The organism is Polaromonas sp. (assembly GCF_016185115.1).
GTDB lineage: Bacteria > Pseudomonadota > Gammaproteobacteria > Burkholderiales > Burkholderiaceae_C > Polaromonas.
Genome location: NZ_JACPOF010000015.1, coordinates 390,938 through 417,690, shown reverse-complemented (window position 1 = coordinate 417,690; position 26,753 = coordinate 390,938). Strand labels below are relative to the sequence as shown.

Here is a 26,753-nt window from a genome sequence, read left to right as displayed (position 1 = left end):
CTTTCAGGAAGACCGAAAAATTAGAAAACGGATGGAACGGGGAGGGTAAGCGCCAGTGCATTACAGAGGGTGGCTATGCTCGTGAAGCGCGTGATTTGCAGTAGCGCAGCCGCCGCCTTCTGGGGACCGATGATGGCAGCAGCGTCGGCGATGTGGTGCTGACATCCCTTTCCAAATTGAGTCAGCATAGCTAATGCAAGTGTTCGCAACGCCGTCTCATTGCTGTTCAAAAGTGACATGTCGGCGCCATCACGACCTTCTGCTGCGGCGATCCAGTTCAAGTCAAGGCCCAGCTTTAAGCTCAACCTCTCATGCTGAATACGCTCATAACTATCACCCAGCGCAGTACATACAGCCAAGGCCAACACTTCGTTTTCGCTGTCTGCCAAGGGTGATTTCACGGCTTTGGTGTACGCCATAAAACCCTGCACAGCTCCAGGAACGGCACTAAACACTTGGAAGAACTCACCAAAATACCCTAAGCGTGCAACAGTGGGTTCGAGGTCGGCGCGCAATGAGGCTTCGATGTCGTCGAGCGTGAGGCGCTTCAATCCATCGGTGCTCATAGTCCCATCGCCTCTCGGTAGTATTTGTAGAACGCCCGAATAAGTACCTCGGTGACCATGTGGTCTTGGGCCTTAACATCACGCCCTCCCATCTCGAGAACCGCGCTATAACTTTCTGCATGATGAGCTCCGCCCTGCGACTCGGAGAGTACCTCTCCGTCTTCCATCGCCACATAACCTGCTGGTCCGTAAAGGTTGGCGTGCCGGATGCGCAGCCGCGTCATTTCTTCCGTGTCATCTTCATAGCCAAAGAAAGTCCACGCGAGCTCAAATGAGTCAACGCCTTTAGGTATGACATGACGCATGCCGAAGGTGTTGGCCTGCTGGTGGATGACCACACTCGGAAAGTGCGTGATAGCGACCACTTGACCATCTGAAAATTCACTGAGCGGCGTTACTGTGTCTGTGTCATTAAGTTCAAGTGCATCCTTGAAGCGCGCGATGTCAGCATTCACATCCGTCTGTTTCTTACCCACATTTCGAGAGATCATCAGGCTATGTCCCGATGTGACTGGTATCGACTCCGATTGGGTATCTGCCCGCCAAAGCCCAAAGGTAATGAGAAAGGAATGCAGCAATGTTGCGTGGTAAGGATCTTTTAAATTTTCGAAGTAAAGCTTCCAGTTGCTAGGAATTAGCTGGCGGTTGTAGCCAAGCAACTTGAGCTTGCGGCCTGGGAAGTGGCGATGAATATGTGCCATGACTTCAGGGCCGCTGTATTCCGCAAAAGGAAGCGGCTCTAAATGGAAGCTCGCCCAGATGGTCCCATTCTCCACATGGACCCGCAAACGTGTAAGACCGTGATTAGCGTTGTCGAAGTCGGAAGGCATCCCACCCTTCTTCAACACGCCGCGCTTAAGCGGAACGCCCTGCAGTTTTCCGTCTAGTGCGAAATTCCACTGATGGTAGGGGCAGGTAAACGATTCTTCCTTGCCTTTGTTTTTCCAGCACAGCCGCGCACCGCGATGTGCGCAACGGTTTTCCCAGACGTGGACTTCGTCATGCTCCCCACGTACAACAACTACTTGACGCTCGCCTATCCAGCTTCGCTTGAAAGAGCCCTTTTCAGGAATCTCACACTCAAGCGCTACATAATTCCAACTGCGGCCGTAATAGAAGAGGTCCAGCTCGCGTTGATAAATTTCGGGGTCGGTATAGATCCAGAACGGCACTCTGGCGTATCCCTCCACAGGCCAAATTCGGTCGTCACCTTCGGCGTTCAGACTTTTACCCATGCTTGTCTCCTCTTGTAATGTTTAAATCGGAACGATCAGGGACCGCCGGACATGGTGGTTGTCGTAGATGGCGAGGTGTTGCCGGAATTTCAAATGACCATCTGTTCGAACCAGAATGCTCAGGTATTGACCGACCATGAAAACTGTCGGGTCCTTATCGGACATGGCTTCCGTGATGAGGAAGTTGGCGCATGCGTGAATTTCGCCAGCGGCCACCGTCGTCACACGCACTCCGCTGATGAAGTGACGCCATAAACGGGGTACGTACACCTGGGTCTGCCGAAGGGCAATCACACGATCACGCACCATTGCGATGCCATCGCAATAGATCGTGGCCTGAGGCAGGTTTTCGGAGAAGTTTTCGCGTGACACCACCTGATAGGTGCAATCTTCAATGAAGAATTCAGGAAAACGCTCCACTTGATCATCATCCAGATACCAACCCACCTCCTCATATAGCGAGCGGACCTCTTCCGTCAAGGTGCGCAGTTCTGTAGGTTCGGGCAAGTCACCCGACATCATGGTTTTAAGCCGTTCGATCATGGAATCAAGCGGCTTTCAACTGGTTATTCAGATTGGTCTGGATCCCACTCTTGTTAGAGCCAAGCTTATGGATGGGCTCTTTAAGAGTTTCCTGCCACAGCAGCGATTCCATCGCAATGTGAAGGGGGTGGTCCTGAATAGTCAGCGCCATGAAGCCTTGGCCACGGGAAGCATGGTTATGCACCGACCAGCCTGGTGCCGAAAAATGCAGATCGCCCTCCTCCCATTCGATCTTCTCTCCATTGACCACGCTCTTGCCTTCGCCCCACATGATGTAGTTGATCGCTGCAGAACTGTGGCGATGCGGGCGATCGACCTTACCGGCCGGGAGCTTCGCTATAGTTGCGAAAAAGCTGTGCGACGTGCCAATACGACGCTCGGTCGCAGGGTTGTAAAGCACGTAAAGATGGCGCCCGGTGTAAGCGTTGTCCATGCCGTATACCGTTTCGAGGTGCGGCGCGACCTCCTTCCATGGCCAATGCAAGGATTTGGATTGCAAAGTGTCGATGTCAACTAACCACTCGTAACCTAGCAACTGCGCGCCATCGCTGCCCACGGAGATCGGTTTGGCCAGGTCTCTCGCGCGCTGCCCGCCTTCGACGGCCTCCCCGACTACATGGCTAAAGGTCGAATGCTTGCCGAGATCAACAGGTGTCGAGTCGGTGTAATGCACCTCCAGCTTTTCAAGCAAGGGGGTATTGCTGTACGACAGACGGACGAAAAGGTCGGCCGAATCGTTGCGATAGCTGAAGGGTTCCATTGATGGCGTGTTCCACACATCAAATTTTTCCGTCTTGAACTGTGTGTTGCCTATCACCGCCACTCCACTCCCGCGAATACACATATCCACCCGAGTAGAACTGCGCATGATTGGCTCAGTCTGCTCGCCAGGCTTTAATACTTCAATATGGACATCAATTCCCGGTGCAAATGCAGGTACTGGGCCTTTGTTCATTGGATGACTGACGGATGCTGCGCGGCGCCCATTGGCAGGGCGAGGAAGGCTTGCAAGTCGCTCGATTTCCGCGTTGATGGCAGCCTTAGGCAGTACTACGGTAGGCCAAAAATCCTGTTCGCGTGCAGGGGCGCCGCTGACATCGACCAGCTTTATCCGTTGTTCCATTTGAAGTCTCCTTGTTGGATTGTCGTTAATTGTGGAAGTCCCACTCATCGCATCACACCGAGTAGGAAGCACGCTTAAAAGCGCAAGGGAACGGCATCCATAAGTGGGATGCTGCTGCCGACACTACTCTCTCGCGCGCGTTCATAGGCCAATATGGCAACCGATAGATCGGATATACCCATCCCCATCGACTTGAACATCGTAAGGTCACAGCCTGCCGGCGGCCGCTTGTTCTCCGCGATGATTTTGCCCAATGCGTGCACTCGACTCCATTGGCCCTTACCTTCTCCAGCCTCGAAATAGTCAATCAATTCACGTGAGGCTTTTTGGACCCCTGCCACGTCGTCGACGGCAATAAAACCGGCACGTGCCACAACGTCCTGATGTAGCTCTGCGTTAGCTGGAAGGATTGCGCCTACAGCATTAAGATGCACCCCAGATGGCAACATACTGCTTTTGACAAACGCATCCTGTGCCCGCGTTACCACCGTAACGATATTGGTGCCTTCTGTCGCAGCTTCGATGCTTGAAGCTGCCGTCACTTCTGCTTTGAACTTCTCGCGTAGTTGAGCCACAAAGGCCTGGCGCTTCTCGGGAGTGGGGCTCCAAACTCGCAGCCGCGACAGTGGCCTTACTGCATTAACCGCGGCAACCTGCGCCATGGCCTGGCGACCGGAGCCGATAATCGCCATGTCATTCGCATCGACACGTGCCAGCCATTTTGTCCCGAGCCCCGTAATGGCAGATGTTCTTAATTGACCTAAGGCATTAGCTTCCATCATCGACAGAAGTTGGCCCTCGACTGCATCGAACAAGATAAACACCGCTTTGGCACCGCGTTTGGTGTGCACCCAGTTCTTATAGCCGCCGTAACCCAAGGTTGGAAGGGTCGAGCCAAGCGAGTGCATGGATGAACCATCGCCATAGGCCGCCAAAGCCTTGGGGATGTTCTGCCCTTCGCCTTTGCCCTGCGACCGCAGGCCTGCCTCAAGCGCGTTAATCGCATCACTTTGCGAAACCAGCGATGTCACGTCCTTTTCACTAAGCCAAAGTGCTTCTTTTGTCATCAAAACTCCTGTGGAATGGTTTCATCGACCACTGGATTGCGCAGAACGCCCAGCCCGGTGATTTCTACTTCAAAAACATCGCCCGACCTTAGCCAGCGTTGCGGTTTGCGCGACATCCCTACGCCAGCTGGTGTTCCTGTGGCAATCACGTCGCCTGCCTCCAATTCAGTAAAGGTGGAAAGATAGGCAATCAGCCTGGGAACGGGAAATATGAGCTGCGCAATTGAGTCGTGCTGCATTACCTCACCATTCAGTCTGCCGACAATTTCGAGTTGTCGAAGGTCACCGATTTCGTCCGGCGTGACAATCCAGGGCCCAAGGGCCCCGCTGCGATAAAAGTTTTTCCCTGGCGTGGCTTGTGCTGAGTGACGCTGCCAGTCACGTATAGAGTTTTCAGCCATACAGCAATAGCCCGCCACATGTTGCATCGCAGTTTCCTCCGAAATCCTTCGACCACGCTTGCCGATAATGATGGCCATCTCGGCCTCGTAATCGAATTGCTCAGATTCGGGCGGGCGCAAAATCGGCTCGTTTTGCCCAACGATGGAGTTGGGGTAACGAACAAATACCGAAGGGTTACTCGGCACGGGCATGTTGACTTCTTGCGCATGCAGAAAGTAGTTGAGTCCTACGCAAAGAATCTTGTTCGGATCGGGTATGGGCGGTAATAATGTCAATCCATCTAACGGCAGACCGCCGTGATGCGAGTTGGCCATTAGCCTCTGCTCCAACGACGGAACACCACCGGCAGCCAGCGCCTGACGTAGGGAGGAAGCTTCTGGAGTCGCGAGGTCAATCACGCGATTGCCGATCACCGCGCCATAAGAGGCCCGTTTTCCAGTTGTTTCTTGGACGATAAAACTGACCAGCTTCATTTCGCATCCTCTCAGTTGCTGTTGCCGGCGAAAATCCGGTGCAATCAAGAGTTTCGAGCGGTTGACCCACTCCGCGCAATGCCATTCGAGGAAAAGCATTTGTTCCGCAAATGAATGTGCGGTACAGCTTTACGGGGATAAGGTTGCTGGCGATGCGGTGATTACAATTAGGACAGCCGGCGCGCACGGACCCTGTGAGGCTCGTTTCGCAACTCGGCATGGGGTTCACGATGCCGCCACCACATAACTTCACTCCAAAAGTCAACGCGAAATTGGAAAACCCGTTTGAGGATCTAACCTCTTTGCGAATTTTTCACCAGGCAGTTGAATTAGGTAGCTTTTCCGAAGTCTCTAGACGTATGGACGTTATGCCGGCGATGGTAAGCAAACGAGTGGCAAATCTCGAAGCAAAGCTAGGTCAGCGCTTGCTTAACCGAAATACCAGGCGTCTGGTAGTGACTGAAGCTGGACAACTGTTGTATGACCACTGCACGCGAGCGTTGATGGCATTGGATCAAGCTGCAATCGACATTTCTAACTTGCATGACACACCAACCGGCCACCTTCGCATCACGGCGCCTCTCATGCTCGGAGCATCCCGGCTTGCACCTGGCCTACCGAAATTTCTCAAGCAGCACCCCCTGCTCACTGTTGATCTAAACCTGTCCATTGAGAAAGTCGACTTATATCAGCAGCGTATCGACGTCGCTGTACGCATAGCCGATACCATTGACCCTGGCCTTGTTGCCATCAAGCTTGCCCCTTATCGACGTGTTTTTTGCGCGTCACCCGAATACCTTTCGCGCTTTGGAACCCCAAACGTTCCAGAAGATCTTGTCAATCACAATTGCTTAATATCGCGAGGCGTAACACTCAACAACCGCTGGCCAATTAAGCGAGGTGAAACAGTTGACGAAATTGCAGTGCAAGGAAGCCTTGTCTGTGATAGCGGAGGTGTGTTGAAGATTGCTGTGATGGGTGGGCTGGGCATAGCGATGAATTCGAGGCTACTCGTCGAAGATGAATTACGTGCGGGAACGTTAGTTGAAGTAATGGCGGACTTCATTCCACAACATCGAGCAATATACGCGGTACTGCTTCAGCGGACTGATTCTTCTCGAAAGTTGGCTGCCGCAGTAGAGTTCTTAAAGGAATGCTTCGCAGACATCAGTTAGGTCTCGCCTGCGCATAGCTAATTGCGATACCCATATTAAACATGGAGTGGAGCGTCACCGCAAAATCCCATTAATTGGCATCCAATTACAAAATTAGCATGGCTCACGCACGCCTTCAATTTCATGGTTATTGCCTCGAGCGGCTCGTCAGCGTCGCTTGGGGAAAGCGCCCTCTGAATAAATCCATAGTGATTCACTGCAAGCTTTGATGTTTATTGGGGTGTAAGGGAGGCTAGCAGCGTGCAACTACTTTCATATCGGAACAACTTCTGTTCCGAAGTGCGTCTTGCCTATCACCTACGGAAACCGGAACATACAGATTTCATAGGGTGTTGCAAGGTCCGTCCGAGATCAGCGCAACTTTACGCCGCGAGCTTAAGAAAATTGGAGACGACCAATGAGTGAAAAATGGATTGACGTGGGAGCGAAGGACGACATGTGGGAGGGAGCGGTGACTGGCGTCTATGCTGCTGGTAAGGAGATTGCCATCTACCACGTAGAAGGAAACCTATATGCAACTTCTGGCGTGTGCACTCATGGGAACGCAAAACTTTGCGACGGCTATCTGGAGGGGCATGAAATTGAATGCCCCCTTCATCAGGGAAGGTTTGACGTGCGCACCGGCAAAGCAATGTGCGCACCGCTAACTGAAGACATACGAGTTTTCGCCCTCAGGTGTGAAAATGGCCGCGTAGAGATCAGCCTAAGCTGATCGCTGGCGTAGCGGGCCACCTTACTATCTGGTAGATGCTGTTAGATTGGGCGAAGGAACGCCCATTCGAATCTGCCTACTAATCGCACTCCGAACAAGACAGACCCCCTATTGCCAGCAATCTTCTAATTAAGCATCGTGCGTATTTCCGGTGAGCTCATGCTCGGTATCGAGGGCCTCTCGTTTACTTTCATGAGCTTAAGAGTAAGCCTGCAGCATGAGCCCATGTAAGTACCCTTGAAATTGGGCACACTATGGGGATAGCGAAATCACTTAGTTCAAGAAAATACGATGCGATCTATAGCAAACCCCGCACGACACATTGAAATTCAAGGCGAGTGCCATCCTCGTTTCTCACTGGTAAAAGATGCGTTCTATCGCAACTTCACTGAGCGGGGAGAGGTTGGTGCCGCGGTGGCCGTAACCCTTGATGGAGAATCTGTCGTCGATCTGTGGGCTGGCTTCAAGGACGCGGCGCAAACCAGACTCTGGGAGTCAGAGACGATCGTCTGCGTGCAATCAGTGTCGAAGGAGATCGTGGCTTTGGCGGTACATATGGCAGTAGACCGCGGTCTGTTGGATGTGGATGCGCCAGTAGTGAAATACTGGCCTGAGTTTGGACAGCATGGGAAAGAGGATACAAAGCTTCGTTGGCTGCTGGATCATAGGGCAGGTATACCCATCACAGACCATGCGACCCCGGGAATGGCCTATGACTGGAATGCCATGATTGAAAGCCTTGCCCGAACGGTGCCACTTTGGAAGCCAGGAACTATGCCTTGTTACCACTCCGCCAACTACGGCTTTCCGCTGGGAGAGGTCCTGCGACGTGTTACCGGAAAATCAGTTGGTGCTTTCGTGCGGGAAGAGATTGCCAGCCCCTTAAATGTTCCTTGCTTTATTGGCCTCACGCCAGATGAAGAAAAGAATGTGGCGACGTTCCTGGATCAGGAAACTCATCCAAGTTCCGCTTGGAGCCTTGAGGGCGAGAATATATTTGCTAAAAGCTGGAAGATATTCTGGGACGATGAAGACTTCAATAGTGTTGGCTGGCGCCGGGCAGAAATTCCGTCCGTCAACTGTCATACAAACGCAAGGGCGCTCGCAAAAATCTGCGGTTTGATGTCGCTCGGCGGTGAACTAGGTGGCGTGCGACTCTTGAGTCAGTCAACCCTTGAGAAAGCCGGTGAGGTGCAGTGGACCGGAGTGGACGTTCAGAATCGAAACCTTTCGCTGTCCCTGGGTTTCCTCATGCCGCTACCCGGGGCTAGAGTTACCAGTCGCAAATCAATGGGGATGGCGGGAGCTGGGGGTGCGACCGCATTTGCCGATCCCGAGAACCGGATAGGATTTGGCTACACCATGAACAGCATGGACCCCTCACTTGCCAAGCCACGACCGGCGGCACTCCAAGCCGCCCTCATTTCCAGCCTGGGCCAATAACTCGCGCGGAGCTTGCGAACTATTGCGGTTGCAAGCCGATTGACTTGATTACGCCGCCATACAACGCTTTTTCGCTTCTGATTAACTGCAACGCACTATCGGGTGTACCGACCTTGGGATAGGTACCGAGTTCCTGCAGCCTGGCGATGACCTCAGGCGATCGCATGATTTCAGCAATTTCTTGATTCAGCCGTTTGGTGATGGCTTCAGGGGTTCCTTTGGGCGCGAGCATCACAAACCAGCCTGAAATGTTTAGCCCGGGCACCGTGTCTTTAGCCAGCGGTATCGACTCAAAGCCAGGGACCGGCGTTTCCGAGGCGACTGCCAGCGCTTTCAAACGACCGGCCTTTATCAATGGAATCAAAGGTGCAACCCCGTCCACCAGAATGGAGATATCACCTCCAATGGTTGACTGAAGAACCACAGAAGACGTGGGAAACGTAATGATCTGGAATTGCGCTCCAGATTTGGCATTGAGGATCTCATTAGCCAAGTGAGTCAGCGATCCTTTCGCTGTATTGCCAAGTGGAATTGTGTCGGGCTTGGCTTTAGACATTGCAATTGCCTCTCCAAGCGTCTTTGCTGGGAAGCTTGCATTGGCCGCGAAGAGCATGGGCGTTGTCGCAATGGTTCCGATAACCTCGAAATCCTTTTCCGAATCGAACGTCGCCTCTTTGTAAAGAAATGGAGTGATAGCGGCGACCGACCCCTGAATGAGTGTCAGGGTGTAGCCGTCCGCAGGCATTCTCCGGAGAGCATTCATATTGATGATGCCTCCGGCCCCAGGTTTGTTCTCAACGATGAACGGTTGCCCGAGATTCTTGGCCAAGCGATCCGAAACAATTCGGGTAATGATGTCCAGGGAACTGCCGGCACCGGCAGGCACGTACACCCTTACAGGCTTTGATGGATAACTCCCTGTCGTAGCGGTTTGAGCCTGCACATGAACAGCCGAGCCCAGAAGCCATGCAAACAGAACAAAAAATCTTGCAGTCTTTCTCATCACTACCCTTTAGTTTGGTTATGTCATACGGGATGTATTTGTCTCCCGCGCTCGCCAATCCACTGGCCGTTAACTGTCATTCTGCGCCAACCGAATTCAACATGTATGTGGATTTTTCAATCCTCAGTTGCACCCGCAGACAACCATCACCAATAAATGGAAGTCTCGTCGCCTCCAAACAAATACCGACCAAACGCGTCATCCGCGTTCGCATAGGTTTGCCTGTGCCACGCTGTTGCCCTGAACAAGCAGCCCACACTCGCCGGCCTCCATGACCCCACCAGAAATGACGAAATCCGGAACTAGCAACGGTTAAATATTCCTTATAGAGAAAATCATTCCTTTAAAAGGAATTTTAGTGTAGCATCAAGCCAAGACTTAACTTTTTGGGAACGAGCTCATGAGAGATGCTCTAGGTTTTCGTCAACGGTTAGCAATCATTGCGCCATCCACCAACACCATCGTTGAACCAGAAATGGGTGCGATGAGGCCCAGGGGAGTGACGAACCATTTCGCTGGAATTCTGGTGAAACAGAATTCAGTTGCTGGTGATGATGCGTTCAATCAACTTATGGCGGACATCAGGGCCGCCATGGACAGTGCCGTAGAGAACGTGATGACCGCGAAGCCAGACCGGCTTGTGCTAGGCATTTCATCTGAGTCATTTTGGGGTGGCTTGGCGGGAAGCCGGAAGTTGCAGGACGACATGGAAGCCCTGACGAACGGTGTGCCCGTAACTTCAGCGGCCACCGCAATTACAGAGGTTCTGAATAAGGTCTACAACGTTAGACGAATTGCCATCATGACGCCCTACATGGAATCTGGAGACCATGAAGTAAGGCGCTTCTTTGAGGAAAGCGGATTCGACGTATTGGGGATCAATGGCTTGAGATGCACATCTGCAACTGCGATAGCGCAAGTCCCCGAATCGCAGATGCGCGAGTCGGTACTCGAGCTAAATCGCCTTGAGCCACAAGCAATCGTGCAGTTAGGCACAAACCTCCCGTTCGCAAGATTGGCTAATGGCGCCGAATTTTGGCTGGGCAAACCAGTACTTGCTATCAACACAGTCATCTACTGGCATGCCCTTAGGTCAAGCCAGATAGAAGACCAGTTGGACGGATTCGGAACACTGTTAGCAAACCACTGAAGTCATGGCCGATTTAACCCAATTGGCACCTACCTCAATCGATTTCTCTCTCACCCCTGTCGAAAGGCTTTCATGATGTCTAGGCTCAAACGCACTGTATTGAAGATTTTCCTGGCAATTCCCGTTTTAGTGGTCTCGCTCGGGGCATTAGCGCAAGTTGGGGAATATCCCACTGGGCCTGTCCGAATCGTGGTTCCTTTTCCTCCAGGCGGCCCTTCAGACGTCCTCGCGCGAGTAATTGGTCAGAAGTTGTCGGTCAAGTGGGGGCAGCCAGTGCTCATTGATAACCGACCCGGCGGCCTGACGGTGACCGGTGCGCTTGAGGTCAAACGGGCGCCGGCAGACGGGAGCGTCATATTGACTGCCATCGACGCGACGTATGCCATCAACCCCTTTATCTTCACAACTCTTCCATATAGCCCCATGGAAGACTTCGAACATGTTTCCCTCATTGCAACGCAGTCTGCCGTCTTGCTTACAAACAAAACTGCACCAGCCCAAAATCTCCAAGGCCTTATCGAGTACGCCAAGAAAAATCCAGGCGCCTTAAATTATGCCGCAGCTACCACTTCACTTCAGCTGGCGGGTGCCTTGTTCGACAAGATGGCCGGTGTAAAAACCACAATGATTCCCTACAAGGGCAACGCCGAGGCCGCGAAGGCAATCTTGTCGGGAGAAGTGCACTTCAGTTTCGACGGCATTGCCGCAAATGCGCCCCACATCAAAAGCGGCACGCTTCACGCCATCGCAACAACAGGCCTGAAAAGATCTCCAAGTCTTCCGGATGTCCCCACACTGGACGAACTTGGCCTGAAAGGATTTGAACTCCGGATATGGAACGGTTTTTCCGTACCCAAGAAAACTCCCAAAGCTGTGATCGACAAAATTCAGCGCGATACCAAGGAAGCACTAAATGCACCTGACGTAAAAGAAAAGCTGCTCGCTCTCGGTCTTGAGGTAGTCGGAAGCACACCGGGAGAGTTCATGGACACCATCAAAAAAGACAGCTCCCGATATCAGCCGATCATCAAGGACATGGGGTTAAAGGTTCAATGACCCAGATCACCGCGTCACGGAGTGAAGCATGAGAATTGGCGTAATCATCCCCTCGGCAAATACTGTTGCGGAGGGAGAGTTGCGAGAAATATTCTCCTCTGCGGTAGGGCTTCACTTCACGCGTCTGGCGCTCAATGGCAGTTCCACCGAGGACCTCGAGCAAATGACGGATGGACTCGAGTCAGCCATTTCGTTGCTGGCCGATGCAAAAGTCGACATCATCATATTTCACTGCACCGCAGTCTCCACATTCAGTGACCAGATGGAAATCTCGTTGCAGGACCGAGCGAAGAACATATCGAAGTCCATACCGTTCATCACAACCGCGACCGCCATGGTTCACATGCTGAAGCAACTCCAGGTTCAACGCATTGCCCTTGTCACTCCTTATATCGAAGAGATCACAAGACGCGAAATCACCTACTTGTCTGCGCGAAATATCAGTGTTCTTAGCCACCACTCCGATGGAATCGCTTCGCCGCATCAGATGGCTGCAGTGACGTCGGAATATTGGGCAGAAAAGATTGTTCAGCACGCATCGCCGGCCCTGGATGGCTATCTGCTGAGTTGTAACGGCATCAGGTCGCTAAATGAACTGGAAGCGTTGGAAGCTCGACTAGGTAAGCCGGTTATCACCAGCAACACTGCGCTTGCGCACTACTGCTTTAGTGAACTGGAGAGCACAGACGTCTCCTGTTGCATTGCACAAAAAATTAACCTGCCGAAAAGCTTGCTGTCAATCAACTGAATCAGCTTTCCAAATGATGGCCGGATACCCGTGCACGGGACTTTCGCCGATTTCCAAACCGCAGCGTTCGCTGTTTTTTTAAGGGCACTACAGTTATGAAACGAAGAGATCTTCTCGCATCGCTGACAGCAACAGTTCTGTCTGCTGGGTCAAACACGCTTTGGGCTCAGAACCCCTATCCCAACAAAGCCGTCAGGGTTGTCGTGGGTGTCCCCGCTGGCGGCAGTGTCGACATGGTTGCCAGGTTGATCAGTCAGTCGCTTGGCGATGATTTAGGCCAATCGTTCTTTGTGGACAATCGCGCAGGGGGATCTGGGATCATCGGCACCGATTTTGTGGCCAGAGCAAATCCAGACGGATATACGCTGGGGGTAGTCCCGGCGGCCTTCATCGCTACCAACCGGAGCCTGTTCAAAAAGCTTCCATACGACCCAGAAAAAGACTTTGCGCCGATTTCCAAGCTCGTTAACCAAACCATGGTCTTGGTCACAAAGCCCAACTCCAAGGTGGGTTCGCTTGAGGCATTGGTGGCATTTGCAAAGGCGACACCTGGGGCTTTGACCTATGGATCGGGAGGAGAAGGGTCTCCTCATCATCTTTCGGGAGTCCTCTTCTCAAACAAGGCCAAAATCAGCCTGAATCATGTTCCATACAAAGGAAGCGCACCGGCTATTGTGGATCTTCTAGCGGGTCATGTAGACATTGCTTTTGCGGGAATATCCGAGGTTCTGCCGCACCTACGCAGCGGCAAGTTGATCGCCTTGGGCCTGCTGGCGCACCAACGAAGTCCTCTTCTGCCTGATGTTCCGACACTGGAACAGAAAGGTTACAAAGGCGTTGAACTGAGCGCCTGGATGTGTCTGGTAGCGCCCGCCGGTACCCCGCGAGAAGTCGTAAGTCGATTGAATGCCAGCGTTGCCAAAGCCTTAGCCGGGACCGCTGGATCAAAGTTGCAGGAAGTCGGCCTGGAAGGTTCAGCAAGTACACCTGAACAGCTGGCCGAGTTGATACGCACAGAGAGCGCCCTACACCGCGAGTTGGCGAAGGCGGCCGGCATTGTTCCTCAATAACGAAAGAGCAATAGCAGTGCCTACAGCCAATTCGAATGCTTTGAACGAGGAAGCACTATCAGCAAGAGGCTTTGGCGGTGTCATGGGATTCGGAGACGCCGCCGCACTTCTCGTTATTGACATGATGGTGGGCTTCACAAATCCAAAACTTCCATTGGGATCCAATCTGGACGCCGAACTTGAAAACATCAATCGTCTGGTGGTCGCTGCTGAAGCGAACAAAAGGCCGGTCTTCTATTCAGTCGTTGAATATGACGATGGAGATTGTCGTGATTCAGGCATTTGGGGCAGGAAGATGAGCGGACTATTTACTCTTCGCCGAGGATCAGAAAGTGTCGCTCTCGATTCCCGGCTTCGTATGAGCTCGAATGCTTCAATTTTTGTCAAGAAATATGCCTCCTGCTTTTTTGGCACAGACCTTTCATCCAGACTTCAGGCTCAGCGTATTGACACCCTGGTTATCGCGGGCTGCAGCACGAGCGGATGCGTGCGGGCCACAGTAGTTGACGCAGTTCAACACGGATTTCGTCCAATAGTTGTCGCTGAGGCAGTTGGAGATCGATTGGCCGGTGCCCATGAGCAAGCGCTTAAAGACATACAACTTAAATACGGTGATGTCGTTTCAACTGATTACGCAGCCAACGGCTTAGGGGTAAGCCAAAGTAGTACTTAGGTCCAGAGTAAACGTCGCCGGGCCGCATGGCGTAAAGCACCCATGACATTCTTCCGGAGAATTCGTCAGGGGCGCCAGCCCAGACGATGGCTCAACTGCGATGCAGTCTTGCGCAACGATTCACAAGCGTGGCTTCCGTGGGAGAAGTCCACGGCTGCGTCAACTGCGAGCACATTGAGGGTGGCGACAATTCCGATGTGGTTAAAAACGGGCGCACTTAACCCGCTGATACCAGACAGCACCGTGTCTTTGCTTCTAGCCAGCCCATCTGTTCTCACGCGCCGCAGCAGTTCTTCGACGTCCTCTTTTTTTCGAACTCCCATCCGCTTGAGAATTGGTGAGCCTGCACTCAGTTCCGCATCTATTAGTGACTGTGTTTGACTCCTGTCCAGATAGGCAGCGAGCACCGGCCCACTTGACGAGCTCAGGACGGGAAGCACCGAACCCGCGCGAATAGTGATGCCAATAGGTCTCACGCACTCGATAATCCGTACGATTGTTGGATGTCCAGCTATCCACGAGGTCAGCGTAACTGTCTGTCCAATTTCATCCCGTAGTGCCGACATGTACCTACCAGCAGTTTCAGGCACTTCAACCCGCCTCAAAGCGCTTAACCCAAGCTCAAGTGAGCTTGTGCTGAGGTCATACTTTCCCGTCAGCGGCTCCTGTTCTACGAATCCCAACCTAATGAAACTTGCCAGATATTTATGCGCCTTACTGGTAGCCATATTTACAGATTTCGCCAGTTCCGTCAGAGTCACAGCCCCAGTGCCCCGAGCGAGCTCAGTCAAAAGCGGCAAGCCAACCTCAATCGATTGAATACCATTCTTCACGGTATCCAATTTCTCATTGGCCACTTCCCCAGGATCTCTCTTACCAGTTTTTTTCATCATCAGCATTTGTTTTGTGTCTCAAGAATGCTAACAAAATCCACAGGTGTTTTAGTGCAAAACTCCTTTAGGCCGATTAATAGCCAAGGAGAAGCAAAGATGAAGTAAGTGATTCTGCTGGAATCTCTGAATGCCACCGCGGTGGGGTGAAATCAGTTTTTCAGCGACTTACCCGCATTTTCAACGAGCGCCTTCGTCAGACCGTGCAATATTGCGGAATCAAGATTCCAGCAGTGCCAAAACAGTTCAACCTGCACTGAATTTGTTGGCGAGATGTTTATCAAGCTTCTCTGCTCAAGCAGACCCCTAACGAGCAATTCGGGAACCACACTGGCACCCCATCCAGACAATACGGCGCGAACCTGGCCTTCGGAGCTGGGTATAAAAAGCTGATTAAGCGAGACATTTTTAAGACCTAAAACCTTGCGCACCAATTCGGTTTGCATATGATCCTTTCGGTCAAATGAAACGAATGGGACAGCGTTGAAATTCTGCCGCCCTAACCCATCCGAAAAATGCTTATTCGCAATTTCTTGACTGGCTACAGCAACATACCTCATCGATCCAAGTCGCGTCATCTTGCAACCCCTTAATGGCTGCTTGACGGTCGTGACGCAGCCCAGCACTCGTCCTTCACGGAGCCATTCCTGAGTGAAGTCCTGATTGTCTGCAATAACTTCTACGTTCAATCCACTTGACACCAGTCCATCGATAGCGGGAAGTGCCCAGGTCGCGATACTGTCAGCATTTATGGCAATTGAAATGCGTTCAGCCTCAATGTTCTGATCGTTTGCCCTGGGCGTCAAAGCATGCAGGTCATATTGCAAATCCGTATGCAGCAGCCTTAGCTGCTTGGTGTGCTTTAGCAATAGGCGACCGGCAGCGGTCGCTCTCACAGGTTTACTCCTGACAACCAAGACCGTACCGGCCTGCAACTCAAGTCCGCGAACTCTTTGGGAAACAGCAGACTGCGTAATCGACAGCCTGACTGCGGCCTGCGCGTAGCTTCCTTCCTCCACAACTGCGGCAAAGCATTCCAACGCGGACGGATCAAATAGATTCATTTCTTGAACATTAGCCAAACTAATGTTAACGCTAAAAAATTAATTGTCCTTTTAACTCAAGCCGCGTTGAGACAGACTCCAGTCATGAAAACACTTGTACTTGGCGCGGGGGTCATTGGGGTTTGTACAGCTTGGCATTTGCTGGAACTAGGACATGAAGTGACTGTGGTGGAACGACAGTCCGGGGCCGCGCTCGAAACTTCGCTTGCAAATGGTGGACAGATATCCGTCAGCTATTGCGAGCCGTGGGCTAGTCGAGAGGCGCCTATGAAGTTGCTCAAGTGGATGTTTCGCAGCGACGCGCCACTATTATTTCGTCCGCAGCTGGATTGGCACCAATGGGCTTGGGGACTTCAATTCCTCGCTCAATGCAACGATGCTGCATTCGAACGCAATGTCAAGCAACTGGTCGCGCTGGGTGCATACAGTCACGCAGCATTGAAACAAATTATCAGCTCGACCGGAATTGAATTCGAGAGGCTCGAAAAGGGAATCGCCCACATCTTCACAGAAGATGCTGCGGTGGAGAGCGCTATCAAGGCGTCAGGCTTGATGGCGCGATTCGGTGTTGATCGAAGGGTGGTAAGCCGTCATGAACTACTCGAGATCGAACCCGCGTACGCCCAGTTTGGAAGTCAAATCAAGGGAGGCACTTTTACTCCGAGCGATGAAAGCGGCGACGCAAAGAGGTTTACCCAGGCCTTGGCCGCACGCTGCGCTGAGCGAGGGGCAGTATTCCTCTACCACCATGATGTTGAAGAACTTCAATCTGCCGGAGCGAAAACGGATGGAGCGAAGGTCACTGATCGTCTCAGCGGGATCAGCCGCCATCTGAAAGCAGACAACGTGGTAGTGGCGCTGGGTTCATATACATCCCCCATCCTTAGAAGACATGGCATCAACCTGGCCATATATCCCGGCAAGGGATATAGCGCGACTTTCAGGATTCTCCGGCCAGAATTGGCTCCCTCTGTGAGCGTTATCGACGATGGGGTCAAATGCGCCATCACCCGTCTAGGGGACCAGCTCAGAGTTGCCGGAACCATTCAGCTCTCGGGATTTGATCTTTCGCTGGACTCACCGCTCGCTAGAGCACGGTGCCAGATGTTGGCCGAGCGTACTGAGTTGCTTTTGCCAGGCGTCTGCGACACACGCAGTGAACAGAACGGGGGTAACCCCCAATTCTGGACCGGTCTCCGTCCGTCCACCCCCACCAACGTTCCATACATTGGCCGTACTCGAGTGGCAGGACTTTGGGTCAATGCGGGTCATGGCACCTTAGGGTGGACACATGCAGCCGGATCAGGAAAGGCTTTGGCGGAACTAATTTCAGGAAAAAAACCTGAAACCTCCTTTGGCTTTTTTGGATATTGATGCCTCTTTTTAGGGCATTTTTTCGCACGCGAAATACTTGCATGAATATGCAACCAGACATTGATAAAAACACATAACTGCACGCAATGGTTGTCTCCATAATCATCCAACGGAACTGTCTTTTGACCCCTTTTGTGAGAGTTTAAAGAACCCCAATATGACAACAAATCCAATGGAGCAATTGCAAAGTCGAAGGATGCCCGAGCGGCAGGAAATCGACATTGCTGGCGTAAAAACGGCCTATTACGCCGCAGGAGAGGGGCCTGAAACCATTGTGTTGATTTATGGAGGCAATTTCGGCACGGCCGATTCAGCCTCAAGTGCGCTGGTTTGGGACTTGAACTTCAGCGAGCTCGCCAAACATCACAAAGTCATTGCATTCGACAAATTAGGGCAGGGATACACCGGCCCTCCGCTGCGCGATGAGGACTACACCATGTCAGCGGTCGTACGTCATGCAATAGGTCTGACTTCAGCCTTGAATCTTGAGTCCTTCCACCTCGTCGGGCATTCGCGAGGCGGGTTTGCTGCGGCACGAATGGCACTTGAAATTCAGCACAAGGTCAACTCTCTCACCATTTGCAGCAGCGGCACCCTGAGCTCCGGTGTAGGCGCGAATGAAGTGGTGTTGGCTATGCCGCCATTTCCAAGCGGCTCCCGCGACGCGGCCCGTTGGATATACCAAAACTACTCGTCCAAACCGGAGGTCGTAGATGAACAGTGGATGGACGGCGTGATGGACGTCCTCGCCACAGAGGCGTATCAAGCGGGCGTCAAGAAGTATTCGGGCGAATCCCTCGGAGTCAGCCTTTTTGTCCCCGAACTGGCAAAGCTTAAAAGAGAAACGCTTACTTGGATTCGCGATGGCCGGCTTCAACGCCCGGTACAAATGATCTGGGGAGCGAACGACAAAACGGTGCCTATCGAGCGGGGTCTGGAACTATTTGAACTGATTGCGGCTCACGAACGCCGTGCGACTTTTAATGTCATCAACGATGCCGGCCACTTTACCTTTCGGGAACATCCGGAACAGTTCAACGAACTGATTAGCAGCTTCGTTCAACTCTACAAAGGCTGATCATGAACGAATCTTCTACTTCATCTGGCGGACAGACCGGTACCACAAATGCCGGTTGCCCGATTCTGTTCCTTCAGGCAAATGTTCCGGGAGTCACGCCCTATTGCGCTGGAAAACACGTTTGGGGTGCGCCGTTAGAGCAATTCAGCAAGTCGAGGAAGGTCCTGACTTTGGATCTGCCAGGCAGCGCTGGTTCACCAATACTGCAAGAGGTTCCCACGGTCGACGTGATGACCCAGAAAGTCGCGGAATTTACAGACCGTCAAAAGCTGGGGCCTGTTCATCTTGTAGGCCACGATGTTGCGGGGCTGGTGGCGCTCATGATGGCCATGGAGCATCCAAAACTTCTGACAGCAATAACTATCGTTTCTAGCGCATGGGCATCACCTTCCGGCGACGGCGTGGAGAACTACACGCTCCAGTATCCGCCGGCACCACTTTGGTCAAAGAAATCCCAACATTGGGCATTCGAGAGACTGTCTTATAGCCATCAGCACATAGATGAGGCTCTTCTGGAAGCGTCCGTAAACGCGGCAAACCAACCAGCACACCTCGGTGCAGTCCAAGCGATGTCTGGCCAGGGCTACAAGAAAACTTTTTTGGCCAGCGCCACGAAAGCCAAATTCCGATTTTTCAAACTTGCCAGGGCTGAAGGACTTTCAGTACCCGTGCAGGTCATCGCAGGCCAAAACGATCCACTCATAACTCCCGACTATCCGCTCAGCTTGTTCAGGATCGCTGCAGCAAAGCAGGTGAACGCTCATTTTCACATCATCAACAAGGCGGGCTCATTCGTTTTTCGTGAGCAGCCAGATGAGTTCTACCGTGTGTTGGCGGCTTTCCAGGATGGACTATTCAAATCCAGGCGCTGACATTTCGGCTGCTTCGCATAGGTCAAGCCATCCAATTAACCGAAGAACCTGGAGTTCCCAATGCGTATTCTTCTATGGAGTGTGAAGCTCTTCATCTCGGCAAGTTTTGCCGCTGTGTCATACACGGCAACTTTTGCGGCTGATGCGTTCCCAGTCAAACCAGTACGCCTCATCACAGCAGTCAGCGCAGGAAGCACAGGTGACGTCCTGGCTCGTCTGCTTGCCAACGAGCTTTCGACAACATGGGGACAGCGGGTGATTGTTGAAAATCGGCCGGGATCTGGAGGCATTGTTGCTGCTCAAGCCATGCTCAACTCACCCGCCGACGGATATGCAATTTTTTTTGGCTCAGGAAATTCCCTGACTATTGCCCAATCGATGTACACCAAGCTTCCCTATAACGTCGAGAAGGATTTTTCCCCCGTTGCCTTGGTCGCCGAAATTCCATTGATCATGGCAATTGGTCCAGGCCTCCCGGTTCGCAACCTCAAAGAGCTCATTGATTACGCCAAGAAGAATCCAGGGAAAATGAACTATGGCGCGACAGGAGTGGGATCCGTCCTGCATCTGTCTGGTGCTCTTTTGATGTCACAAACCGGACTGGACATGACCTATGTCCCCTACCCCGGCATTGCCCAAGCATTGCCCGATGTAGCATCCGGTCGCGTTGACATGCTCATCGAAGCAGGGCCTGGCCTGTCGGGCCCCGTAAAGGCGGGCCAGCTCAGGCCAATAGCGGTGACCTCGAACAAGCGGATGTCTATATATCCTGATGTTGCGGCCATCTCCGAGGTAATTCCAGGCTACTCGTCCACCGGCTTCTATATGCTGGTTGCCAACAAACTGGCGCCGGAAAGTATCTCGAGGCAGATCCACGCAGCGGTTGTTCAAGTCTTAAGTAAACCAGAAATGGCGGCACGGCTTAATGAACTCGGAAACGAGATACGGCCTGTACCGTTCGATGAATTGCCCGGATATCTGCGTCGTGACCGTGATCTATGGGCACCCGTAGTCAGACGCCTTGGCATTGCCGAAAAGTGAACCCTGCTTCACTTGACATGACCACCGAACACAACGTCACCGAGACTCTGGCCGAATTCGCGCTTAAAGCTGAGTTCGAACGGCTGCCTCGGCAAGTGGTCACGGTAGCCAAACAATGCGTACTCGATTGGCTCGGCTGCACGCTGGCGGGAACAAAAGATCCCTTTGCCAAAATCTTGCTCGAAGAAATCTCCGAGCAGGGAGGAAACAAACAAGCATCTGTCGTTGGCACCAATGTTCGCTGCACATTACAACAGGCAGCTCTAGTCAATGGCGCCCTTTCGCATGTATTGGACTATGACGATGTTCACCTCGACATGCCAGGGCACCCCTCAGCCCCAGTGGTACCTGCAGCACTCGCGTTAACCGAGCTCACTAACGCGACTGGCGCGGATTTCATAACTGCAGTAGCTGTTGCAATCGAGGTCGAGTGCCGTATCGGACGTTTGATGGGGCCGACACACTACAGCCATGGATGGAACCCATCGGGCACCATCGGCACTTTCGGAGCGACTGTTGCCGCAGCCCGGCTTATGCATCTCAGCATTAAGCAATTGCTTCACGCATTGGGTCTTGCAGGAACACAGGCAGCAGGTCTCCAGTCAATGATAAAGACCCAGGCTATGACCTTCCACTCCGGGCGTGCAGCCAGTAGTGGGGTCCTCGCGGCTAGCCTCGCTGCGAAAGGTATGACTGCAAACAACCAAGTGCTGGACTGTGCGCAGGGATTTGCGGCAACCCAGTCACAAGCAGTGAATCCTTCAGCAGCCTTGCAGGGTCTCAATAAAGAGTGGCGCATTCTTGACACTATTTTCAAACATCACGTTTGCTGCTTCGGGGCTCATCCTGCCTTAGAAGCCACTTATTCATCTGTCCGTGAGCACGATCTAGCGCCCGGAGACATCCTTTCCGTGGATGCCTATGTATCAACCTTTATTAACAAACTATGCAACGTGACAGACCCGCAGACTGTGCCTGAGATGAAGTTTTGCATACCTCTAAATCTGGCAATGACGTTGACTGGCGTAGATACGGGTGACGTCGACTCCTATTCCCTGGAGCAGATTACCCGGCCGGAAATTGCACGGACAAAAAATCTCGTGCAAATGCATCATGAGCCTACTTTTCCTGATTGGCAGTCAGACGTTGACATTCATTTGAAGGATGGAACAACTCTGCACGGTACGGCCAATCTCGCCGAAGCTAATCGCGATCTAGCCGATCAAGACCAAAGGCTGAGTTCCAAATTCCTGAATCTTGCTGGATCGACACTGGGTAAGTCTTCAGCAGCCAAGGCACTGGACTTGCTTCGGTGTATCGAGGAGCTCCCCGATCTGAAAACCTTAATGGCGTTAAGCACCTTCGAGAAAGAATTTCAATGAGCGCGGAAATTGTGATTCAGGCCATTGTGAGCGGACTGTTAATGGGGGCCGCTTACGCACTAGCAACCGTAGGATTCACCATTGTTTTTGGTGTCATGAACATTGCCAATTTCGCACACGGACATAGCATCATGATTGCTATGTTTGGGGGTTACTGCCTTAACAAATATTTTGGACTGAGCCCCTATATAGCAGCACCCATTCTTTTCGTTATTTTCCTGGGCTTGGGGCAGCTCCTGTACAAGCTTGCGATTGCGCCAATCATGAGTAGTTCGGTTGCCGCACAGCTGCTGACGACTCTGGGACTAATGATCATTCTGGAGAATCTTGCAAATCTCATTTTCGGTGGAGATCTGCGAAGCGTTCCACCACCTTTCGCAAGCAGCTCTCTGAGAATCTCGGGCATAGCCATGCCTTGGACCCAGGTCATCGCAGGTGTCGCCAGCTTCTTTGTGATTGGACTGCTGTGGGCATTTCTCAGGTACACGCGTTTTGGTACCCAGATACGGGCTGCAAGTGATAACAAGGTTGGTGCGGCTGTTGTCGGCGTGCCCATCGAGAAAGTCTTCCGCTGGGCATTTGCCCTCGCGACAGCAACAGGAGCCATGGCGGCTGGCCTTTTGCTACCGATGTACCTTGTAAGCCCGTTTGTCGGTCACGACTTCATGCTTAAAGCGTTCGTGGTTGCAATCATTGGGGGCCTCGGGAGTTTCCCTGGCGCCCTCTTCGCCGGCCTCCTGATTGGCGTGATTGAAGCTCTTAGTGGCTTGTTCATCGGCGCATCCCTAGGTAGTGCGGTCGTATTCGCACTACTTCTTCTGACGCTTCTGGTTAGGCCAGAAGGCCTGTTTGCGCGAAAGTAACTGCGTCATGACCTCCAAGATCTCCTTTCTGCGCCATCTTTCCCCCATGCGACTTGTTGCTCTAGCTGGAGTAATCGGCCTTCTCGCGCTGGCTGCAGCTGGCTCGGATTACTCCTTGACTGCGGCAACCTTGATTCTTTTAGGGTGCATCCTTGCACAAAGTTGGAACCTTTCTGCGGGTTATGCCGGGCAATTCTCTTTGGGACACACTGTCTTTTTTGGAATTGGGGGCTACACCTCCACAGTGCTTTTCACCACATATGGCATTTCCCCGTGGTTTGGGATGCTTGTTGGCGGGCTAATCGCATCTGCGGCAGGCGCTGCACTCTCTGCAGTTGCGTTTCGCAGCGGCGTGAAGGGTATTTTTTTCGCCGTGGTGACGCTGAGTGCCGCGGAAGTGGTGCGAAGCCTCATCGACCAGTTTGACTCTCTGGGTGGCAGTGCGGGCATTTACCTCGTGTTGGCGAACCAGCCCGCAAACATGCTGTTCACCTCACGCGCTCCTTATTTGGTGATTGCACTGTTCCTTGTGATATTGCTGGCACTTGGGACATTTTTACTTGAGAGAAGTCGATTTGGCCAGTATCTTCAGGCCATCCGCGAGGATGAAGATGCCGCTGAAGCCACCGGTATACCCACATTCCGCTGCAAAGTCGCCGTCATAGCGCTATCTGCATTTCCTACCGCGATCGCCGGCAGTTTCTACGCGCAGTTTCTTTTGTTTATTGCGCCGAACACCATGTTTTCTTTTGAACACATTCTCACGATGTTGCTCGGCACGATGGTGGGAGGGGCCGGCACCGTGGCCGGGCCAATCATCGGAGCAGTCACTTTCGGTGTGATCTCTGAAATCATCCGCGCTCTTCCCTTCGCAGACTCACGGGAGATAACAAGTTTGCTACGCATTGCCTACGCGGTGGTTCTCATCATCATTGTTATCCGCGTACCTGGCGGTCTGCTGTCACTCTCAAAACGGATCGGATGGAAAAGAAAATGAGCCTACTCTCGCTAGAGGCTGTTGGCCGCAACTTTGGTGGCTTAAAGGCACTACAGGGTGTCAGCTTTGAGGTGCCAGAGGGTGGTACTTTTGGCGTCATGGGTGCAAATGGCGCCGGGAAGACAACACTATTCGGTGTAATTTCAGGTTTCATCAAACCAAGTACTGGAGGTGTGACCTTTCAGGACAAAGACATCACCAGCCTTCCTCCCTATAAACGCTGCATCGCGGGGATAGGCCGCACCTTTCAGATCACCAAGCCCTTTCCCGAACTTACAGTTCGCCAGACTGTCCGCATCGGCGTGCTTCTCAGGACCAAAAACATGGCGGAAGCCACACAGAAAGCGGATGTGATCCTGGAGCGATTCGGATTGATGGCCCACGCAGAACGGCTTGGTCATCAGCTCGCTGTCATGGATCGCAAGCGCCTTGAAATTGCACGCGCGTACGCAACTGCTCCTAAATTGCTGCTGCTCGACGAGGTCGCCGCCGGCCTGAGACCAGCGGAGGTTGACAAGCTTGTAGAACTAATAGACAGCGTTGCGAGTGAGGGAGTGACCGTGCTGATGATCGAGCATGTTTTACCGGCTATTTTTTCCCTGGCAAAACAGGTTGTCGTGCTTGATCATGGGCAACTCATCGCGCAAGGAACGCCGTCGGAAATACTGAAGAACCAGCATGTCATCGAAGCTTATTTGGGAGCAGGTTATGGCACTGCTTGATATCAGGAATCTCTCAGCTGCCTATGGTGACGTCCCGGTTCTGTTTGATGTCAGCTTGCATGTGGATGAAGGCGAAGTGGTATCGCTGATTGGCTCTAACGGAGCCGGAAAAACGACATTACTGCGAGCGGTGTCAGGGCTGATCTCAAGCCAAGGCGAGTTGTTCTTCTCGGGAGAAAAAATCTCAGGACTGGATTCCCACCGAATCGTTGAGAAGGGGATCGCCCATGTCCCTGAGGGCCGACAACTGTTCTCGGGCATGACTGTCGCCGAAAACCTGCGCCTGGGTCTCCCCAGATCCATCACGAAGACAGAGTCATTACGGAGGATGGAATCAATCTATGAACTCTTCCCTCGTCTGAAACAGAGACTGGGACAAATTGCCGGCACCTTGTCCGGTGGCGAGCAGCAAATGGTGGCCATCGGCAGAGGTTTAGCTCTCCAACCACGTTTGTTGATCCTGGATGAACCCTCTCTTGGCCTCTCACCAGTAATGGTTCAAAGCATCTTTGAGACAGTCAAAAAATTAAGAGACTCTGGCATGACCTTGCTTCTGGTAGAGCAGAACGTCACAGAGTCGCTCAAGTGCTCAAGTCGCGCATACGTAATGGATGCGGGGCATATCACTATCGGCGGGGCGGCAAACGATTTGCTCCATGACCCCAAAGTTCGAGCGGCATTTCTCGGCGGCAATTTTGTTGAAATCTAAAGGAAACATCATCATGAATTCATCTGACACGCTCTTCCGTTCTAACCATACAGCACCCGCTTCTGGCAGGAGAAGATTTCTTGTTGCAGGCGCGGCCTCCCTTGCAGGTATCGCGGTTCACACTACTTCCAAAGCTCAACCCGGCGAGGTAGTGATCGGCGCCGTCCTGCCACTAACGGGACCGAGCGCCAGTTTTGGTCAAAACTCCTGGAATGCGCTTCAATATGCGTGCGAAGTCGCCAACGAGGCCGGTGGCGTAAAAGCCATGGGAGGGATGAAATTCCGGGCTGTGGTCGCAGATACTCAAAGTCAACCGGAAATCGCAGCATCCCAAACCGAGCAACTGATAAGGCGTGGTGTCACCGTATTGATCGGATGCAACCAGAGCGCAGCCTCCATCATTTCAACTCAAATTGCTGAGCGGGCCGGTGTCCCATTCCTTACTGCCTACGACATTGATCCGGCGATCACTGCCCGTGGTTTTAAATACACATTTCGCGCCTCTCCACTCATCGACGCCTACGCACGCGACATGGTGACTTTCGTCAAAGCACTGGCAGAAAAAAATGGGAAGCCACTTCCAAAGATAGTAGCCTTTAGCGAAAACTCGATTGCAGGCCAAAGCGCCAACAAGTTTATCGTGCAGACCGCCAAGAGCCTTGGCATGGAGGTGGTGGAGGCTGCGACTTATGACGTCGGCAAGACCCAAAACTTTGCGCCGTACATTTCGCGCTTCAAGGCTGCGAATGCACAGGCTTACATTGGACACAACCGGACAGCTGATGGCATCCTGATAGTCAGAACCATGAAGGAGCTCGGGTTCAATCCAGCGGTGATGGGGGGCATTCTTGGTGCCACCAGCGATCCGGAATTTTCGAAAAATCTGGGCGCCGACTCCAACAACATTTACGCCAGCGACAGTTTCTCTCCGGAACTGAAGATCCCGGGAATGGCAGCCATCACGGGCAGGTACGCCGCAAAGTTCGGACGTCCCATGGATGTGGGCTCGGCAACCATGTTTGCAGACCTTGCTGTGCTTTGGGACAGCCTTGAGCGCAAGAAGTCTCTCAAGCCAAAAGATCTGCGGGATGCAATCGCATCGACTGAACTAAAACCTGGTGACCGCGGGTTCTTCCTTTTGGGCGGGGTGAAGTTCAACGAGGTAGGCGACAACGCACGCGCCGGGGGAATGATTACGGTCCTGCGCAACGGCAATAACGTCCCCGTTTTCCCCAACGAAGTGGCCACTACGCCAGGCGTGTATCCCAAACCGAACTGGTCATGAGCTGATGAAGAGCTAAATAACAAATGAGACAACGATT

At 52.6% G+C, this 26,753-nt stretch carries 27 protein-coding genes; 18 read left to right on the top strand and 9 right to left on the bottom strand.

Going from position 1 to position 26,753, the window contains the following annotated elements; all coding sequences use genetic code 11:
* Positions 1-20 precede the first annotated feature (20 nt).
* The 6 genes from HYX42_RS08475 to HYX42_RS08450 all read right to left on the bottom strand — a co-directional run bounded on the left by HYX42_RS08475 (position 21) and on the right by HYX42_RS08450 (position 5,409).
* Positions 21-566: a hypothetical protein gene (locus HYX42_RS08475; RefSeq protein WP_293401797.1), complete on the bottom strand. Its 546-nt coding sequence runs from the start codon at positions 564-566 to the stop codon at positions 21-23.
* Complete coding sequence (locus HYX42_RS08470) at positions 563-1,801, bottom strand: aromatic ring-hydroxylating dioxygenase subunit alpha (RefSeq protein ID WP_293401795.1); 1,239 nt, start codon at positions 1,799-1,801, stop codon at positions 563-565. The genes HYX42_RS08475 and HYX42_RS08470 overlap by 4 nt, the downstream gene beginning before the upstream one ends.
* 21 nt (positions 1,802-1,822) lie before the next feature.
* Positions 1,823-2,344 (bottom strand): nuclear transport factor 2 family protein, encoded by a 522-nt coding sequence (locus tag HYX42_RS08465; protein ID WP_293401793.1) that lies wholly within the window; start codon positions 2,342-2,344, stop codon positions 1,823-1,825.
* A gap of 4 nt (positions 2,345-2,348) precedes the next feature.
* A complete protein-coding gene (locus HYX42_RS08460) occupies positions 2,349-3,467 on the bottom strand; it encodes a cupin domain-containing protein (RefSeq protein ID WP_293401791.1) in 1,119 nt (372 codons plus the stop codon).
* Between the two features lie 74 nt (positions 3,468-3,541).
* Positions 3,542-4,534: an ornithine cyclodeaminase family protein gene (locus tag HYX42_RS08455; RefSeq protein ID WP_293401789.1), complete on the bottom strand. Its 993-nt coding sequence runs from the start codon at positions 4,532-4,534 to the stop codon at positions 3,542-3,544.
* Positions 4,534-5,409 (bottom strand): fumarylacetoacetate hydrolase family protein, encoded by an 876-nt coding sequence (locus tag HYX42_RS08450; RefSeq protein ID WP_293402440.1) that lies wholly within the window; start codon positions 5,407-5,409, stop codon positions 4,534-4,536. The genes HYX42_RS08455 and HYX42_RS08450 overlap by 1 nt, the downstream gene beginning before the upstream one ends.
* Positions 5,410-5,639: 230 nt before the next feature.
* Between HYX42_RS08450 and HYX42_RS08445 the strand changes: the two genes are divergently transcribed.
* The 3 genes from HYX42_RS08445 (at position 5,640) to HYX42_RS08435 (ending at position 8,739) form a co-directional block, all read left to right on the top strand.
* On the top strand, positions 5,640-6,584 hold the full coding sequence (locus HYX42_RS08445) for a LysR family transcriptional regulator (RefSeq protein WP_293401787.1): 945 nt from the start codon (positions 5,640-5,642) through the stop codon (positions 6,582-6,584).
* Between the two features lie 397 nt (positions 6,585-6,981).
* Complete coding sequence (locus HYX42_RS08440; protein ID WP_293401785.1) at positions 6,982-7,296, top strand: non-heme iron oxygenase ferredoxin subunit; 315 nt, start codon at positions 6,982-6,984, stop codon at positions 7,294-7,296.
* A 291-nt stretch (positions 7,297-7,587) separates the two neighbouring features.
* Positions 7,588-8,739, top strand: coding sequence for a serine hydrolase (locus HYX42_RS08435; protein ID WP_293401783.1), 1,152 nt, complete (start codon positions 7,588-7,590; stop codon positions 8,737-8,739).
* A gap of 19 nt (positions 8,740-8,758) precedes the next feature.
* On the opposite strand, the gene HYX42_RS08430 is transcribed toward HYX42_RS08435, so the two are convergent.
* Positions 8,759-9,742, bottom strand: a complete 984-nt coding sequence (locus HYX42_RS08430) for a tripartite tricarboxylate transporter substrate binding protein (protein ID WP_293401781.1) — start codon at positions 9,740-9,742, stop codon at positions 8,759-8,761.
* A 400-nt stretch (positions 9,743-10,142) separates the two neighbouring features.
* Here HYX42_RS08430 and HYX42_RS08425 point away from each other — a divergent pair, with 400 nt between their 5' ends.
* The 5 genes from HYX42_RS08425 to HYX42_RS08405 all read left to right on the top strand — a co-directional run bounded on the left by HYX42_RS08425 (position 10,143) and on the right by HYX42_RS08405 (position 14,439).
* A complete protein-coding gene (locus tag HYX42_RS08425; RefSeq protein ID WP_293401779.1) occupies positions 10,143-10,892 on the top strand; it encodes a hypothetical protein in 750 nt (249 codons plus the stop codon).
* Between the two features lie 75 nt (positions 10,893-10,967).
* The gene (locus HYX42_RS08420) at positions 10,968-11,948 is read left to right on the top strand and encodes a tripartite tricarboxylate transporter substrate binding protein (RefSeq protein ID WP_293401777.1); all 981 of its coding nucleotides are present in this window, start codon (positions 10,968-10,970) and stop codon (positions 11,946-11,948) included.
* Positions 11,949-11,976: 28 nt separating this feature from the next.
* A complete protein-coding gene (locus tag HYX42_RS08415; protein WP_293401775.1) occupies positions 11,977-12,696 on the top strand; it encodes a hypothetical protein in 720 nt (239 codons plus the stop codon).
* Positions 12,697-12,791: 95 nt separating this feature from the next.
* Positions 12,792-13,766, top strand: a complete 975-nt coding sequence (locus HYX42_RS08410; RefSeq protein ID WP_293401773.1) for a tripartite tricarboxylate transporter substrate binding protein — start codon at positions 12,792-12,794, stop codon at positions 13,764-13,766.
* A 16-nt stretch (positions 13,767-13,782) separates the two neighbouring features.
* Positions 13,783-14,439 (top strand): isochorismatase family protein, encoded by a 657-nt coding sequence (locus HYX42_RS08405; RefSeq protein WP_293401771.1) that lies wholly within the window; start codon positions 13,783-13,785, stop codon positions 14,437-14,439.
* Positions 14,440-14,504: 65 nt separating this feature from the next.
* On the opposite strand, the gene HYX42_RS08400 is transcribed toward HYX42_RS08405, so the two are convergent.
* Both HYX42_RS08400 and HYX42_RS08395 read right to left on the bottom strand, forming a co-directional pair.
* Positions 14,505-15,338, bottom strand: a complete 834-nt coding sequence (locus tag HYX42_RS08400) for an IclR family transcriptional regulator (protein WP_293401769.1) — start codon at positions 15,336-15,338, stop codon at positions 14,505-14,507.
* A gap of 143 nt (positions 15,339-15,481) precedes the next feature.
* Complete coding sequence (locus HYX42_RS08395) at positions 15,482-16,393, bottom strand: LysR family transcriptional regulator ArgP (protein WP_293401767.1); 912 nt, start codon at positions 16,391-16,393, stop codon at positions 15,482-15,484.
* Between the two features lie 84 nt (positions 16,394-16,477).
* Between HYX42_RS08395 and HYX42_RS08390 the strand changes: the two genes are divergently transcribed.
* The 10 genes from HYX42_RS08390 (at position 16,478) to HYX42_RS08345 (ending at position 26,716) form a co-directional block, all read left to right on the top strand.
* Positions 16,478-17,767 (top strand): D-amino acid dehydrogenase, encoded by a 1,290-nt coding sequence (locus HYX42_RS08390; protein ID WP_293402438.1) that lies wholly within the window; start codon positions 16,478-16,480, stop codon positions 17,765-17,767.
* Positions 17,768-17,924: 157 nt separating this feature from the next.
* Positions 17,925-18,845 (top strand): alpha/beta hydrolase, encoded by a 921-nt coding sequence (locus tag HYX42_RS08385; protein ID WP_293401765.1) that lies wholly within the window; start codon positions 17,925-17,927, stop codon positions 18,843-18,845.
* A 2-nt stretch (positions 18,846-18,847) separates the two neighbouring features.
* On the top strand, positions 18,848-19,717 hold the full coding sequence (locus HYX42_RS08380; RefSeq protein WP_293401763.1) for an alpha/beta hydrolase: 870 nt from the start codon (positions 18,848-18,850) through the stop codon (positions 19,715-19,717).
* A gap of 60 nt (positions 19,718-19,777) precedes the next feature.
* A complete protein-coding gene (locus tag HYX42_RS08375; protein WP_293401761.1) occupies positions 19,778-20,758 on the top strand; it encodes a tripartite tricarboxylate transporter substrate-binding protein in 981 nt (326 codons plus the stop codon).
* A gap of 17 nt (positions 20,759-20,775) precedes the next feature.
* Positions 20,776-22,140, top strand: coding sequence for an MmgE/PrpD family protein (locus HYX42_RS08370; protein WP_293401759.1), 1,365 nt, complete (start codon positions 20,776-20,778; stop codon positions 22,138-22,140).
* Positions 22,137-23,003 carry a branched-chain amino acid ABC transporter permease gene (locus HYX42_RS08365; RefSeq protein WP_293401757.1) on the top strand — a complete coding sequence of 289 codons (867 nt, stop codon included), beginning with the start codon at positions 22,137-22,139 and terminating at the stop codon, positions 23,001-23,003. Before HYX42_RS08370 ends, HYX42_RS08365 begins: the two co-directional genes overlap by 4 nt.
* Before the next feature lie 7 nt (positions 23,004-23,010).
* Positions 23,011-24,000 carry a branched-chain amino acid ABC transporter permease gene (locus tag HYX42_RS08360; RefSeq protein ID WP_293401755.1) on the top strand — a complete coding sequence of 330 codons (990 nt, stop codon included), beginning with the start codon at positions 23,011-23,013 and terminating at the stop codon, positions 23,998-24,000.
* Positions 23,997-24,722 carry an ABC transporter ATP-binding protein gene (locus tag HYX42_RS08355; protein WP_293401753.1) on the top strand — a complete coding sequence of 242 codons (726 nt, stop codon included), beginning with the start codon at positions 23,997-23,999 and terminating at the stop codon, positions 24,720-24,722. The genes HYX42_RS08360 and HYX42_RS08355 overlap by 4 nt, the downstream gene beginning before the upstream one ends.
* Positions 24,709-25,431: an ABC transporter ATP-binding protein gene (locus HYX42_RS08350; RefSeq protein WP_293401751.1), complete on the top strand. Its 723-nt coding sequence runs from the start codon at positions 24,709-24,711 to the stop codon at positions 25,429-25,431. Before HYX42_RS08355 ends, HYX42_RS08350 begins: the two co-directional genes overlap by 14 nt.
* Positions 25,379-26,716, top strand: a complete 1,338-nt coding sequence (locus HYX42_RS08345) for an ABC transporter substrate-binding protein (protein ID WP_293401749.1) — start codon at positions 25,379-25,381, stop codon at positions 26,714-26,716. Before HYX42_RS08350 ends, HYX42_RS08345 begins: the two co-directional genes overlap by 53 nt.
* Positions 26,717-26,753 lie beyond the last annotated feature (37 nt).